We start from the raw sequence: 16,851 nt of genomic DNA, 5'->3' as shown, positions 1-16,851 counted from the left end.
AAAAAGTTTTTCGGTTTGATGTATTTATTTAAATTGGAATGATACTTAATGAAAAGTATCATTCCAATATTTTTTAATTATTTGTATACTCTTACATAATCCACAATCATTTCTTGTGGAAAAACAGTTTGTGTTGAGGGTGAACCTACGAATGAACCTCCAACAGCTAAATTTAAAATGATGTAAAAGTTATTATCATTAAAAACCCATTCTGCACCTTCTGGAAGATTTTTAGGAGTAATTTGATTGTACAAAACATTATCTACATAATAGTTGATGTAATTTGGTCCCCATTCAATTCCGAAAATATGGAAATCTGTATCAAATCTGTCATTAGGTAACGTATAACTTTTGGTTATAGCTTCACCTGCAGAATATCCTGGCCCATGAATGCTTCCATGAACAATTGTTGGTTGTTGACCTCTGTATTCCATGATGTCAATTTCACCAATTTGCGGCCAAATTACAGATCCGTTAGAATCATCACCTAATAACCAAAAAGCTGGCCATAAACCTTGTCCCCAAGGCAATTTGATTTTTGCTTCATATCGACCATATTTTTGCTCAAAAGTACCTCTTGTAGTAATTTTTGCAGAAGTATAACTAGATCCTAAATAAGGTTCTTTAATTGCTTTAATGTGTAACATTCCATTTTTCACCTCAATGTTTTCAGTGCGATTTGTGTAATATTGCAACTCGTTGTTACCCCATCCGTTTTGTCCAGTTCCAATATCAAAACTCCATTTTGATGAATCAGGAGCTCCAGCTGTAGTAAATTCATCTGCCCAAACTATTTCATTCATCGTAATTACTGTTTGTGTTTCGTCGTTTGAACAACTATATGTTACAATTAATCCCAACAAAATAAGGTATTTTGCTAAGGATTGTCTAGTAAATTTATTTTTAATATTCATGTTTTTAATTTTTAAATAAGGAAATTTAATTTTTGTAGAAATAGATATTGTCTAAATAAAAATTTCTTAACAGAGAAAAATTAATATTTTCAAAAATTATCAATCCTACATTACTTTTATTTTGCATTGCAGCTAAAGAAAATTCAACTGTTATCCAAGAATCTGAAACAATACTTGGTGATTTTCTTACAAATAATTGTTGTCTTGTATCATCTGTACCACCATTGACTCTATCAGGACCAAAATCTACTACAGTCACTAAAAAATCAAAATTTGAAGGAACTGAATTAGGGATGTACATGTTAAAATGTAAATTTGGTTTATCCGTTAAATTTAATGTTGGATTTGCAAATTGAATACCAACGAAGTTGAAATTGGTATAATTTAAAAAATTATCACCTTGAATACTAAAGTCTGCTGATTGAGTTGTTTGATATGGTTGCCAATATCCATTGAAAAAATCAACAGGGGTATTTGTATAATGGTCACTAAAAATTGACACTACATTGTTTGGATCTCTTGTTGGTGTAGGTGCAAAAACAAAAGAACCAATTGAATTTATGGTTAATGAACCTTTTGCTTCTACTCCACCTAAAGTTGCAGTTATTACAGTGTTTCCTGAAGATAAAACCTCTACAACACCTGTTTCACTAACACTTGCCACGCTCGGATTTGAGGAAGTAAAAACAAAATAACCTGGCGCTGAACTTATTGAAATATCTTCTCCTGTTCCTAAGTTAAAGGTTTGATTTAAATCAGCAATATTGATGTTTACACCAATAAATGTGTTTACCGAAATATTATCACCATTTAAAATTGATGGTCTTGGTTGAGCGATGGTTCCTAATTTTTCAAATTTTAACTCATCAATCCAAAATGAATAACCATCCCCATTTTCAGGACCTTCTGCATACCAAAACATCCCTTTTTCTTGTTTTAATTTTGATGCATCAGGAATTGGAATTGTATATTTTACCCAATTCGTAGTAAGTCTTAATGCACGTTTGCTCACTTGGAATTTGTTTTGTCCAAAATCTTGACCAAAACCAATATCATTGATGGTTGCTGCTTTTGATGCTTTTGCCCAAAAAGTTAGCGCATCATATTTAGACAAATCTCTACCTCCGTTATCGTCTCTAAAAATTGCACCAGCATAAGCGCCATTTCTATCTCCTTCATTAGGCACATCGAATCTCATAGACGCAGTTCCTTGATATTTTACCTCAGTATCAACTGAAAAGGCTTCAAATTTAGAATCTGCAAAAGGGTAATATTCTAATCCTGCACTAAAAGAATCAGAGAATACGAATTGATTGGTTGAGAAAGTTGCTTGAACAGCTTCATCTGAAATGTCTCTTTCACAACCTAAGCTTACTAAAAGAAGTAAAGCTAAAGGTTTTGTTATTTTTGAAAATAATTTTTTTGATGTTTTCATAATTAGTTTTTTTTATTTTCCAATGTTAATATGAATGTATGTTCTAATTTCCCATTCTGAACCATTTGGAAATCCTACTGGACTTACAATTGGTGAAGTTGCGAAAGGTGTTGCTGTAGTCATTGGTGAATATCTTGGTGAATTTTCATTTAAAGCTCTCCAAGTTCCTCTGATTCCGACTTTGGTATCAGGTAAAATAAACCAATCTGGTTTTCCAACAGATGTTGAAAAATCTAACATTAATTGAACAGGGAAAGTTAAGTTGAAATCTCTATGGTAGTCAAAAGGACCCCAATCATTTACTTTTACCATTCCTGTGATTTTCATTTTGTTGTAAATCATTCTTAAATCTGCTCCAAAACGAGTAATTGTTCTTTCACTATCACCATTTGCTTGACCTGTTCCGTAGTAAATATTTGAAACAAATCCGAAGTCTGGTCTAATTTTAGATACAATTCTTGAATGTACTTCCCATAAATCTTGTGCAGGTGCTGATTGAGCAAATGCAAAAAATGTACGATTTGCTAAGAAACCAATTGCAGCATCTTGCGTTGTTGGTAAATGACGGTACACAAAGCCTAAGTTCATTGCAAACTTAGCATCTTCAGCTCTATCATTATCCCATTCGTACATGTATGTTCCTGGAGTTGGATCGTAGGTAAGTAAAATTTCACCTGCAGTAGTTTCTCTGTTACCTCCTCTTACAGAAAATGGATCGTCAACAAAATTTCTTAGTCTTCCTGGAGCTCCTACATCATTTGGCATTGGATCAACCAATGGTTTTTGCCATAAAAAGTTTGGTGCAATTTGGAATTTACCAGTATTGTAAGCAAACCCTGTTAAGAAGTTATTTAAGTTTCCACTACCACTGTCTTTCAATTTCCAACCAGTAAATGTCATGGTTTGATCAAAACCACCATTTGCTACAAGCCCCATTACAGAACCTTGAGCATACCAATTGATGTTTCCATTTTGATAGGTAATTTTTGCTTTACCACCAAAATTGTCTTTAGCTTGAATTCTATCATTTAAAACGGTATAATTCCCAGAAGTTCCTGTTGTAACTTGATAAGTTCTTCCGTTTAAAGGTCTACCTGCCCAAATACCACCCAATTGAAACGCAAAGTGTTCACCTTTTTTCTCAATTGCGATAGTAGTTCTTTCAGTTGGTAATGCAGGAATTACCCCTGATCTTGCTTGTATTGGATCTAAAATACGATTTCCATTTTCATCAATTCCATTTCCAGCAACGATATCTTTATGATAAATCGCTGTTACATCAAAATGACCTACTTTTTTTCTGTATTTTAATAAAACAGCAGGGTTTGCTCCCCACCATAATTGTGGACCGAAAGCAGCTTTTAAACCAGCCAAAGAACCTTTACCGTCAACTTCTAAACCTAAAATTTCACCATTATAAATGTCTAAATTCGGACCATAATTTGCTTCTGGATACAAATTAAAAATATCACCTTCATATGCCCAATGATAGTGGCTAGTTCTATAAAACCCTCTCATGTCAAACTTTTCAGCTTTCCACTCAAAAGAAGCGTTGTAGACTCTTAACCTATTATTGTCAGTTAATGTTAAATTTCCATTATCAGAATTTACAGTTACAGGTCTTCCAACATTTTCATAGAAAATATCATCAATTGGATTTCCTGCTACATTCCCTAAAATATTGAAATTTACTTCGGCTTTCATACTTGCAGTTGGTTGACCTGCAACGCCAATGAAATACGATTGCATATGATCAAAACCTAATCTATCAGGATACGTTTGTCCTGTTCCATCTGCAATTTGAGGAGTTGTTAATAAAGAACCTCCTGTGTTGAAAGTTGTAAATTCAGCTCTTAAATTGCTTAGTTTAATTTTTTCATTTCCACCTAAAGCAGCTTTGTCTCCTCTTGCTCTTAAAACAGCATCCATTAATTGAATGTTTTTAAAATAATTGGTAACCGACTCTAAAGTAGTACCTGCAGCATATGGATTTAAGTTGTGCGCTTCTTTTAAAGCATAATAGGCAGCTCTTGGATATAATGTATATAACCCTCTTTCGTTAGTTGGCCCTTTTGCACAAATTCCAAACCACTCTTCGTTCATATTGTTTTTTCCTGGAGCATAATCTCTTTGATAACCACCATTTGACCAAGAAGCATTGTTATCATGAACATCAGCACCTTCTCTTTTGTCAAAACCATATTTCCACCATCCATCACTAAATTGGAAAGTAAAACCTCCAATAGAGTTTTCTGCTTTTCCTAAACCTGCAGCATTTTGATAAATTTCTTTCCAATTTTCAACCATATAAAATGCTTGAGACAATTGATCTTCTTGATTATCAATCGCATTGAAAGCATCAGCACCAAATTCAGTGAATAATAAAGGTTTGTTTAATTTCGTTTTTACTACTTGAAAGATATCTGTAAAAGATGCTCCTCTATACGTATTTGTTCCATAAATATCTACGTCTTTACATTCTTCAGCAACGATATCAATAAATAAAACGTCTCCATTACAAATTGCAACTGGATGCGAAGTATCAATTGATTTCATTTTTTTTGCTGCTTCGTTCATTAAACGATACATTGGTCTTCCTCTTTTTTCACCTATATATTGTTTTTCTTTCTCATCATCTGGAAAATCTTCGGTTTCAGCACCTTGCCAGAACAAACCGTAGTTATTTTCATTTCCTAAAAGGTACATTAAAATACCAGGAGTGTCTTTGTACTCTTTTACTAAATTATCAACTTCAGATAATAAGAATTTCTGAGTTCTTGGTTCAGAATAATCAGTAATTGGTGTCCAAACACCATCTAAAGTCAATCCATAGCGTCCAAAAGAGTGGTTTAACATAGTGTAGATTCCGTGTGTTTCATAAATATACTTGATCCATCTTGCAGGAACACCCGTATATTGGCGAATGGCATTTACACCCATGTTTTTTAATAACATCATTTCAGCGTCAAGTGCACTTTTAATAACTTCATCAGATTTATTCCAAAAATCTGCGTTTACTGTATTTGTACCAATTGGAATATAATCCCAATTCATACCGTTTACAATAAAATCTTTTCCGTTAACAATTAATTTTGATCCTTGGTTATTTGTAACTACAGATACTTTATCTGTTTGACCAAAAACATTAAATGCTAGTAAGAAAAGTAACAATCTCAATAAAATGTTTTTCATAATGTTGTTTTTTTTAAAATAAAATCCGAAGTTAATTTTTTAGTTAGTGTAGATTTTTACTGAGGATTTGATTTTGTTTGTTAATAATTTCATAAAACTAAACTCTTTCACTTTAAATGACATAAAAAATACCTCAACAATAAACATACACCATTAAAATACCAACAAACATTGACTAAACCTCTATAAATAAGGGTTTTTAAGATTTTTAAATTTCAGTAAACAACAAAATGTTGTGTTGTTGTATTGGTAATTTTAATGAAAGTCTCATAGCAATTTACTTTTTAAAATGTAAAAAAAGGTTCGAAATATTGTAAATATAAGAAATAAAAAGATATTATATTGTTAATACTGTAAAAAATAAAAAAAGGTCAGTATATACTGACCTTTTTTATTAGAAACAATTAGGTTATTCTATTACAATGATAAACCACCAATCAAATTCAGAACCACCATCAGTAGTTCTTAATAACATTTCATTAGCTACACCTCTATCAAATATTTGATATTGACGATTACCTCCTGTATAATATCCAATAAATGCATTACCAGTTAAATTGATTGTTTCAACACCTGCTGGAGCTGTTAAAAAGAAACTTTCAGTATAATCAGCAAAAACATAATTTTCAATCTCTGGACCATTAACATTTCCTGTAGTATTTGGACCTAAGTCATTTACAATATATGGATTTCTTCCAAAAATATCTCCGTTTGTAACGTGAGTAAATGTTCCATCTGAACTGAAAATAAAACGATCATCATACATTCCTAAACCTACTTTTTCATCTGGTCCTGCACCATACCATTCTGTTGGTGTTGAACCACCTACAGGACCTAGACCAAAATGACCTGGTTTGGCAGATTGAATTTTCCATGTTCTTGAGGTGGTAGCTGAAGGATTAGCAGGATCAAAACCAAATAATTTTGATTTTAAATCATCTGGTGGTGAATAAGTTGCTAAAACATCTACTTGTATAGATTTACTAGATGAAACTCCAGCAGTTCCTGAAGCTACCACAGTTACAGTGTAGGTATTTAAACCTAATTTACTAAAAATAAAAGATGTTTCTCCTGAAAGAGCAACTGTTTCTGAACCTTCACTTATAAATTTAAATGATACTGCGTTGTCTGCTGTTGCCTTAAAATTTACAGCTCCGCTTCCATCACCATTTGGATTATTAGCATCAGCTCCAACAATTTCAGCAGTAATCTGAATGTTACTTGGCGTGATGATTTCTCCAAATGAATAATCATTTTCCTGACAACCGTAAAAAACGGTTATCAAGGAAAATATTATTACATATACTTTTTTAAAATTTCTCATATTATGATTTAATTTTTATAGTTACTTTAAAATCCTAGTTTTTAGATAACGAAACGTTATCGATATTTACAGTTCCTGCTGCAGCACCTAAATCAAACAAAACTCTTGCATTTGCAGCACCAAAATCTGCTGTAATGGTGTAAGTATACGTTGTTCTATTTGTCGTAATATTAACAGTTTCTGTTTTACTAGACCAAGGATCACCGCTAAGACCAATTCCTGCAATCATAGATCTACTAACGTTTGACCAAGCATCAAAAGTCAATGTATAGGTTGATCCGTTTACAATCTCTAATTTTTGACTTAAGTTAACATCCCATGGATTTCCAGCGTTTGCTACATTAACTGAATAATGATTATTACCATTTGTTAAAACTACAGGAGCAGGAGCATTATCATCTACACCAACAATCCAAGGAGCACTTCCATTTTCAAAATTACCATTTTGAACTAAATTTCCATTACCAATAAATAACGATACATTATCAATATTTACTTGTCCAGCAGCAGCTCCTAAATCAAATAACACCCTTGCATTTGGTGCGCCAAAATCTGCAGTAAATGTTCTTGTATAGGTAGCTCTTGACGAATTAATATTTATTGTTTCAGTTTTATTTGACCATGGATCGGCACTTAAGCCAATACCTGCAATGATTGATCTACTTACATTTGACCATGCATCAAAAGTTAAAGTATAAGTTGTTCCGTTTACAATTTCAACTTTTTGACTTACATTAACTTCCCAAGGATTTCCAGCGTTAGGAACATTTACAGAGTAATAAATATTAGAACCGTTAACTGCAACTGGAGCAGGCGCATTATCATCTACTCCTACAATCCATGAATTACTTCCAGCTTGAAAATCACCATTAGTTAACAAACCGTCATTAAAAGTTGAAACTGAACTTTCTTTGTAAAAATAGAAGTTATCTATATAAACTACACCAGCTAAACCATCTGAATCAATTAAAATTTGTGTAATTTTTTCTTTGTTTGCAAGATTTCCACCATCAAAACCTGTCATATCGATATCGATACTTTGCCAAGTTCCACTTACTGTTGTTCCTAATGATTCGATATCTTCACCACCATCAACAGTATTTACAATTTTTACTAATAACTCATTTGTAACACCATCTGGAACCCAATAATCAATATGCATTTTTTCCATTGCTGAAAGGTTGATTCCAGTTGCATAATTTGTCACCATACCAACAAAATCTAAATTGGTAAGTTTCCAAACATTGTCATTATTTAAATTTATCGCTTCAAAACCACTAGAAGACCAAGTTGTTGGCAACTCACTCAAAGTAACATCTGTATAAGCGTCACTGAAAATTGACACTACATCAGATGCACTTCTTGCAGGAGGAGCTGGAGCAGCAACAATTGGAGCTAAGATTTCTTTTACTTCAAAACTTACTTCGTATTTAGTAGTTGCAATTGCACCACCTTTAGCTTCAACCATAACATTATATGTACCCGCATTTTGATAAGTATACGAAATTGTTGAGCCAATGTTTCCTGAAACTACTGGTTGAGTTACTCCTGTTTCACCTGAATTGAATTCAAAAAATGTCGCAAAATCGGCATTTGCAGTAATATTTACTTGCTTAGAAATCGCAGCATCATTTTCGATTACAACTACTAAATTTTGTGGCGCTTTGAAAGAAACCACTAATTGTTGAGTCGCTTCTGTTTTTACTCCATTTAAATTTACAGCTACTATTTTTACTTGATATGTACCCTCAGCATAAACGTGATGAGCACTTTGTCCTTGAGGTACAATTGCAGGAGCTGCAGTTCCGTCTCCAAAGAAGATTTCAAAACTAACAGCACCATCTGCATTAGGTGTTATAGTTACAGAGCCTGTATTGTCTTGAGTGATGTTATAAAGTGCAGCAACATTGGTTGGAGCATCAATATTATTAACAAAAGACACATCTCTTAAATCATTTTCCGTACATGCTACTAAAAGCAGTAAGAAAAATATTTTTATTATTTGTTGTATGTTTTTCATTCGTATTTATTTTTTAATAATTTGGATTTTGTAACCAACGATTTCCTGCCAATTGAATTTCGATAGCTGGAATTGGGAAAAGTTCATGTTTGCCTGTCACAAAACCATTGATTTCTTGAGCTGCTCTTCCAGTTCTAACCAAGTCAAAGAATCTGTGACCTTCTCCAACTAACTCTACTCTTCTTTCATTCAAGATACTTTCATAAAGTGTTGTTCCTGATGAAGTAATATTGTTTGAAGTATTTCCAAAAGCTCTTGCTCTTACTCTGTTTAAATACGTTCTTGCCTTAGCATCATCTGGAGACGATTTTTTATTGAATGCTTCAGCAGCCATCAATAAAACATCAGCAAAACGAATCGCTCTATAATTGTTTGGGTTTGTCAAGTTTCTGTCACCTTGTGCATTCGTACTTCTTGTTCTAGGAATATATTTTCTGTTGAAATATCCAGTATGTTCATAACCTGTTCCATAAGTTGCACCTGTTGCAGTTGCCCAAGCATCGATATCTAAAATAGCAACATCTTTTCTTAAATCGCCATTTTCGAAAGCATCAACAACTTCTTGCACAGGAACGTTGAAACTAAAACCTGGAGTAAAATCTGGGCCTACGTATGCACGAACACCACTAAACCCTACAGCAACATTTCCTTCGCTACATTGTAAACAACCAAAACCTGCTCCTTGACCATCAAAGTATTGTACTTCAAAAACAGACTCGATATTGTTTTCTCCAGCTTCTTCAAAAATTGTATTGTAATCTGATACTAAATCATAAGGACCATTTACAATTAAATTTTCTAAAACAGTTGCTGCTTCATCAAATTTATTTTGATATAAATATGCCTTTCCTAAAAGGGCTTGTGCAGCTCCTTTTGTAACTCTACCTGGTTCTGATTGTACATATGGTAAATTATCAGCTGCATAGATTAAATCTAACTCAATTTGAGCATATACGTCTGCTTTAGGAGCTCTATCAATGGTGAATTGTTCTCCAAATTGAATTCTTTTATCAACTGCTAAAGGCACATCACCAAACCATTTTACCAATTCGAAATAATAGTAAGCTCTTAAAAAAGTGGCTTGAGCTATGATTTCGTTTTTACCAGCAAAATCAATTTTATCTTTAAACTCAAGGATATAATTCGCTCTATTTACACCTGCAAACATCCAGCTCCAAATATCTCTTAATTGAGCATTCAGTGGAGTGTGAATCATATCATCAACTTCTTGAATACCAATAACATCAGTGGCACTTTCACCACCAGCTAATGTATTGTCTGATGCAATTTCACCCAACATTACATTTAAGTAGGTAGATTGCAATAAGTCGTAAGCACCAATAAGTGCATTTTCATAATCTTGCTCTGAATTGAAAAAATCTTCAGAGTTGTCTGATGTAGGTTTAACATCGACAAAATCATCACTACAAGATTGATTTAATCCAGCTATTAGGACTAAAATCATGAATATTTTTATGTTTATTTTTTTCATATTGTTTGTATTAAAAAGTAACATTCATACCGAATAAAAATGTTTTAGGACTTGGATAAAAACCTTGATCAATTCCGCCTCCTATTGGAGCTCCGTTTGAAGTTGTTGGGTCATATCCTCTATATTTAGTTAATGTAAATAAGTTACTTCCAGTTACATAAAATCTTAATTTACTAAATTTTAATTTATCTAAAGTTTCTTGACTTACACTGTAGCCTAATTGTACACTTTGTAAACGTAAGAAAGATCCATCTTCAACATAAAAATCTGAAAATAAAATATTTCCTGTTGCTCCTGTGGTAACTCTTGGTGAAGTATTACTTGTACCTGGTCCCGTCCATCTGTCTAAGAAATACGTTGGTCTGTTGGTTAATGGTAAATTTCTTTCGTAATTTCTTACGATTTCATTTCCAATTGATGCAAATGCATACGCATTGAAATCAAATCTTTTATAATTGAAAGATAAGTTTAAACCCATTGTAATATCAGCAATTGGATCTCCAATATTGGTTCTATCATCTGCATTAATTACACCATCACCATTTGTATCTACAAAACGTAAATCTCCAGGTGCTGCGTTTAATTGTGTTGCATGCGCATTAACATCTGCTTGAGTTTGGAAAATTCCATCAGTTTTATATCCGTAGAAATATCCAATTGGGAAACCTGCTTGCATTCTTGATGGTGGCTCTTGACCTACTCCAAAACTTCCACCTTCAATAATTCCAGTTGAATTTCCAACAAACGTTACATTGTTTCTTAAAGTAGTAAAGTTATAATTTACATTAAAATTAAAATCTTCTGAAACTGTTTCTTTATAACCAATTGAAAACTCTAAACCTTCGTTTTCAACTGTACCTGCATTGATTACTGGAACTGAAGATCCAGGAGCAGCAACACCAATAATTCCAGATGTTTGAGCAGAAACTAATAAATCTTCTGTTCTTTTTTTGAAATAATCTGCAGTGATATTCACTTTATTAAACAACTCAACATCTAAACCAATGTCTAAAGGAATTTGTTTTTCCCATCTGATTTCTGGGTTTGCAACTGGACCAACAGCAATTCCTTGAACCAATTGATTGTTGAAAACATATTCTGCTTCACCATTTAAAATTGATAAGAATCTAAAATCAGGAATTCTGTCATTCCCAATGATACCATAACTCGCTCTTACTTTTAAGAAACTAATTGTTTTTGAGTCTTTTAAGAAATCTTCTTCAGAAGCTACCCAACCTAAAGATGCAGTTGGAAAATATCCAAATCTGTTTTTTGGACCGAATTTAGTTGACCCATCTCGTCTAACAACTGCTGAAAATAAATATTTCCCCTCATAAGCATATTGAAATCTACCAAAATAAGATAATAATCTACTATCAAAAGCTAAATTAGAACCATTGTTATTGTTTTTGAAAATTTGTAAACCATCTCCATTTAAAACTGGAGTTCCTAATACAAAATCATTCAATGTTGTTCCTGTTGCTGTGCTTGTTAAAATATTTTCGAATCGGCCAATTGTTTGGAATACAGATGTTCCAACCATTACTTTTACATCATGTTTTTCATTAAATACTTTTTCATACTTTAAAAAAGCATCAAAAGTATAATCGAAAAAGTTTTGTTTGAAATTTGTAAAAGTAGATTGATCAACGTTGAAAACATTATTGTTTCCATAAGTATACAATGGATTGAATGTATTTGTGTTTGCTACTGAATAATTTGCTTGATATCTTGTTTCAGCAGAAAAATCATCATTGATTTTATAATTCAAACCATAACTTCCTGAAATTTTATTAACACCTGTTCTGTTTTGAGCATTGTCAACTTGAGCTAATGGATTTGCAACTTCAATACCTGTTCCTGTTGCAGGAGGTCTTGAAAACTCACCATTTGGTTGAAATACAGGAATTGTTGGAGGCATGTTCAATGCATTAAACAATACAGATCCTAAAACATTCTCACTCAAATTTCTTTTGTTTGTGTTTGTAAAAATAGTAGATGATGTGAATTTTAATTTACTAGTAATTTCAGTATCAAAATTAAAACGGATGTTTCTTCTGTTGAAATTTGATTTATCTAAACCAACAATACCATCTTGATCAATTACTGATAAACCTAAAGAATACGTCGATTTTTCTGTTCCTTTGTTTAAGGTATAATCAATGCTATAAATTGGAGCAGTTTCAAAAGCTTGTCTTTGCCAATTAGTACCTTGACCTAATCCTGCTACAGATGTAAAAGGTAATGGTTCTCCATTTGCAGCAAATGCTTCATTAGCTAATAATGCATATTCTGTAGCATTTAATAATGGAATTTCTCTTGTAGTTTGTTGAAAACCAACGTACATATTTAAAGTTGAAACAAATGCAGTATTTTTTCTACCTGATTTTGTTGTTACTAAAATTACACCATTTGCAGCACGAACACCATAAATACCTGCTGCTGCATCTTTTAAAATGTTAATAGATTCGATATCTGATGGATTTACAACACTTAAATCCTCAATAACCCTTCCATCTAACAAAATTAAAGGTCTGCTATCTCCATTCGTAGAAACCCCACGAATTCTAATATTTGCAGCAGCACCAGGTGAACCAGAAGAAGTTGTAATGTTAACACCCGCAACTTGTCCTTGTAATGCTTGCTCGATTCTTGTTGGTTGTAAATCATCAATAGTAGCACTCGAAATAACTGTTACTGCACCAGTAACTTCCTTTTTTCTTTGGGTACCATATCCAATTACAACAATTTCTTCAAGAGCCTCAGCTGCATCTTCTAAAGAAACTGAAATTGAAGCACTTGTCACTACTACTTCTTTTGGCTTTTTACCCAAATAATTGAAGACTAAAGTAGCTCCCTGTTTTACATTTGCGAGATTAAAAACCCCGTCAAAATCTGTTTCTGTACCAATTGTGGTACCTTTAATTACAACACTTACCCCAGGCAATGTTTCCCCTGAGACAGCGTCTTTAACAACTCCTTTGACATTGAGTGTTTGCGAAAAAGCAAACATCGTAGACAATGCAAAGAGTAAAAAAGTGATTTTTTTTCTCATAAAAAAAAGTTTAATGTGTAGTTTTCTCAAATTTATAGCATATTTTTTATAAATACACCAAAAAACACACAACAAAATAACAACATTCAAAATATTTTTTATGAATGCCTGTTATTGTTGAATTTGAGACGTTAACAAATCTTTAACAGAAAGTTAATTAAGGGCGTGTGTTGTGGAAATGTATAGGTAAATTTTGTTCGTGTATACATTTTATAATTCTAAGATATAACTTGTTAAGTTAGCATCGTGCTCAAGATTCATTTTTTTACGCAAACGATAACGTTTGACTTCTACACTCCTTGGAGAAATATTTAAAAGTGGGGCAATCTCTTTAGAGGACAAATTCAAACGAAGATATGCACACAATCTTAAATCATTTGGAGTCAATTCGGGATGATTGTTTTTAATCTTTTTTAGAAACTTTTTATCAGCATTATTAAATGCCTCTTGAAACAATTTCCAATCATCAGTATTGTTTAAATTTTTATCAATAATTTTTACAACTTTATCTAGATTATTTTTTCCTCCTGAAACTAACTCTGCTTTTATGGCATTTAAAAATTCATTTTTCTTAATTATACTCATTGTAGAAGTTGCCAATTCTCTGTTTTTATTTTCAATGTCTAATCGCAATTTATCATTATTGAGTTTGATGATTTTTTGAGAATTTTCAAGCTCTTTCAATTCAAGCTCTTTTTGAGCATCAATTAATAATTTTTCACGTTGTTTTCTGTAATATCTTTTTGTTACAACATGGATACTGTAAAAAATAAAAACAAATAAAATAATGTAAATTACTATAAAAGGAGTTAGTAAATACCAAGGTCTTTCAATTGTAAATCTATAAGTGGCTATATTTAAACTGGGTTTATTATCTATAAATGCTTTTACTTTAAACAAATAATCGCCTGCTGGTAAATTTTCTAATAAAACAGTATTTGTTTTTGTAAGAAGTGTCCAATTTTCTTTCAATCCCTCCAATTGATATTGATATTCAACAGTAGATGTTTTACTAAAATTTGGTACACTAAAGGTAAATTCTAAATTATTTTCTTTGTTAGAAAAATCGATATTTCCTACCAAACTAACTCTCTTTTTTTCAGTATCAATTGAGTTTTTAAAAACAGCATCAATAGTTACAGAAAAATCTTTTGGCTCTTTTATTTTATTTAAATCAATGATTAAAAACCCATCAGTTGTACCAATTAAATATTTTTTCTCTGTTATATTTATAATATTTTCATACCCTGTAGCACTCTTATGCAATGATCCTTTTAAGGGTATTATGTTTAATTCGGGTTCATTGCTTAATTTACCAGGAGATAAAAATCTGATTTCATTGGTTGAAAAAGACCATAATTTGTTTGATTTAACATCAGGAATTATTTTACCTGTTAAAAACTTATCTTTTGAAATTAATGTACTGTAAGAATTATCTAATTGAAATGATTTTTTTTCACTTAAATACCTATAGATTCCATTTCTAGAGGCATAAAAAAGTGAATTATTAAAAGTAAAAATACTTGAATGTATTCCTTTTTCTACGGATGTTTCTTTGGATGATTCAATAATTTTGGTAAAATCTTTATTCACTTTTAGTTTAAAAACACCTTTGTATTCATGGTTTACGAATATTTTATTTCCCTCTATAATTTCAAAATACCTACTTGAATTAGAAAATCCCTCTAATTTATTTCTCAATTTCCATTGATTATTTTCTTTTACTAGCACATATAATCCATCGTAACTTCCTTGTAAAATGGTATTTTTATCAATCTTTTTAACTCCCCAAGTGCCTTCAACATTGGTCACTAACTTCCCAAAGTTTTCTTGAATGATAAATGTTCCTGAATCGTGGCTACAAAAAAGAGTGTTGTCTATTTCATGTAAATCCCAAACTTGTCCTTGAGTGTTTTTAACAAACTCAAAATCTGAATTAGCAGAAACTTTTCGAACAAATAAACCTTGATTTGTTCCTATATATAAATTATTATTAAAAATAATGGAAGTGTAAATTGTACCCCAAAAATCCTGCTTTTTCACAAAAAAACGGAAAGGAGAACTCATATTTACAGTATTAATTCCATTATCTAAACCCAACCAAATATTTTGATCCACATCTTCAAAAACTGCTAAAACCGTATTATTACTTAATCCTAAAGATTTGGTAATCTGATACTTAAAATCACCCTCTTTTGTTAAGTAAATCATTCCGTTTGAAATACTCCCCAATACAAAACTTTCGTCTTGCAATTGAATTGAACTATAAATCGTTTTATTTTCGAGAAATGAGTTTGAAGAAATTTCCCATTTTTGTAATTCATTGTTTTCTAAGAAATAGAACCCTTCTTTTTGAGTTAAAAAATATAATTTATTGTTTTTTAAAAAAATATCTACCAACTTATTTTCTTTGACAATTGAATTATCTGAGATTAATTTTGGATTTCCATTTTCTATGACGAAAACTCCCTTATACAATTCTTGAAAATAAATAGCATTCTCAACTTTAGCTATTTTAATGATATTTTTTGATGACTTGATAATTTTTACAGATTCTGATTTTAAATCATATAGATAAATTCTTTGTAATGATTTAAATATCATAAAGTTATCTAATTCAAGAATTTCCCAAATTTGCTCATCCTCAAGCATTTCTATTTTTTTCTTTTCTACAATAGAAGTGTATTCTAATACACCTAAATTGTTTTTTTTCCAAAATCCAAAATCTCTGTAAAATCCACAATAAATTTTATCTTGAAAACTTTTAACTGACCTTAAAATGGTTTCATTTGGAGTAGGATACAATCGCCAACTAGTACCATTGTATTCTAAAAGACCTTTATTATTGGCTACATATACATATTTATTTGGTGCTTGAGTAATCGCCCAATTTTGATTCTCAGCTCCATAATCTTCTGGTGAAAAAATATTTATTGGTGGAACTTCTTGCGAAAAGATTGAAAAAACTAAAAAATTAAGAAAAATTATCAGTGATTTTTTAAAGCAATTCATAGTAATTTGTATGTTGTTTGGGTACTAATATAAAGCAAAAACCTTAAAACTAACAAATTAAGAAAAAACTGTAATTCAATTTTGATAAAACGTAATGTTTAAAACTATACATAAATATTTAAAATTGAAATATTTACAATAATTATTTACACAATTAAATAATTTATTTATTTTTATAACTGACTTATAGAACATATGAAATTGATAAAAAACTTACAAACAGCTGACATTTTAATGTTAGCATTATGCCTTATAATCATTCTTGTTGCAGAATATCTTTTTTTAACAGGAGATAAACTTCACGGAATTTTTATTGGACTTTGGGCTCCAACGCTTTTAGGAGTAATGATTTATCTTAAAATAATAAAAAATGAACGCAGATAATATCGTTTTTTATTTCTCTATTT

The 16,851-nt window shown here is 31.4% G+C and carries 9 protein-coding genes; 1 reads left to right on the top strand and 8 read right to left on the bottom strand.

Features of this window, described 5'->3' with window-relative positions; genetic code table 11:
* Nucleotides 1–77 precede the first annotated feature (77 nt).
* The 8 genes from WHA43_RS00550 to WHA43_RS00515 all read right to left on the bottom strand — a co-directional run bounded on the left by WHA43_RS00550 (nucleotide 78) and on the right by WHA43_RS00515 (nucleotide 16,444).
* Nucleotides 78–914, bottom strand: coding sequence for a glycoside hydrolase family 16 protein (locus WHA43_RS00550; protein ID WP_105045238.1), 837 nt, complete (start codon nucleotides 912–914; stop codon nucleotides 78–80).
* 25 nt (nucleotides 915–939) lie between these two features.
* Nucleotides 940–2,349, bottom strand: a complete 1,410-nt coding sequence (locus WHA43_RS00545) for an Ig-like domain-containing protein (protein WP_105045237.1) — start codon at nucleotides 2,347–2,349, stop codon at nucleotides 940–942.
* Nucleotides 2,350–2,361: 12 nt separating this feature from the next.
* Nucleotides 2,362–5,541, bottom strand: a complete 3,180-nt coding sequence (locus WHA43_RS00540; RefSeq protein WP_105045236.1) for a glycoside hydrolase family 2 TIM barrel-domain containing protein — start codon at nucleotides 5,539–5,541, stop codon at nucleotides 2,362–2,364.
* 409 nt (nucleotides 5,542–5,950) lie between these two features.
* Nucleotides 5,951–6,865 carry a glucan endo-1,3-beta-D-glucosidase gene (locus tag WHA43_RS00535; protein WP_105045235.1) on the bottom strand — a complete coding sequence of 305 codons (915 nt, stop codon included), beginning with the start codon at nucleotides 6,863–6,865 and terminating at the stop codon, nucleotides 5,951–5,953.
* 34 nt (nucleotides 6,866–6,899) lie between these two features.
* A complete protein-coding gene (locus tag WHA43_RS00530; protein WP_105045234.1) occupies nucleotides 6,900–8,885 on the bottom strand; it encodes a carbohydrate binding domain-containing protein in 1,986 nt (661 codons plus the stop codon).
* Nucleotides 8,886–8,898: 13 nt separating this feature from the next.
* A complete protein-coding gene (locus WHA43_RS00525; protein ID WP_105047228.1) occupies nucleotides 8,899–10,377 on the bottom strand; it encodes a RagB/SusD family nutrient uptake outer membrane protein in 1,479 nt (492 codons plus the stop codon).
* A 10-nt stretch (nucleotides 10,378–10,387) separates the two neighbouring features.
* Nucleotides 10,388–13,432 (bottom strand): SusC/RagA family TonB-linked outer membrane protein, encoded by a 3,045-nt coding sequence (locus WHA43_RS00520; RefSeq protein WP_105045233.1) that lies wholly within the window; start codon nucleotides 13,430–13,432, stop codon nucleotides 10,388–10,390.
* 210 nt (nucleotides 13,433–13,642) lie between these two features.
* Nucleotides 13,643–16,444, bottom strand: coding sequence for a helix-turn-helix and ligand-binding sensor domain-containing protein (locus WHA43_RS00515; protein WP_105045232.1), 2,802 nt, complete (start codon nucleotides 16,442–16,444; stop codon nucleotides 13,643–13,645).
* Between the two features lie 195 nt (nucleotides 16,445–16,639).
* On the opposite strand from WHA43_RS00515, the gene WHA43_RS00510 reads away from it, so the two are divergent.
* Entirely contained in the window at nucleotides 16,640–16,828 is a 189-nt protein-coding gene (locus WHA43_RS00510; protein WP_105045231.1) for a hypothetical protein, read from the top strand.
* The last annotated feature ends 23 nt before the right edge of the window (nucleotides 16,829–16,851 follow it).

Origin of the sequence: Polaribacter gangjinensis (genome assembly GCF_038024125.1) — a bacterium.
Taxonomy (GTDB): Bacteria; Bacteroidota; Bacteroidia; order Flavobacteriales; family Flavobacteriaceae; genus Polaribacter; species Polaribacter gangjinensis.
Note: the sequence above shows the minus strand (reverse complement) of the source record. Positions and strands in the feature narration are given on the sequence as shown.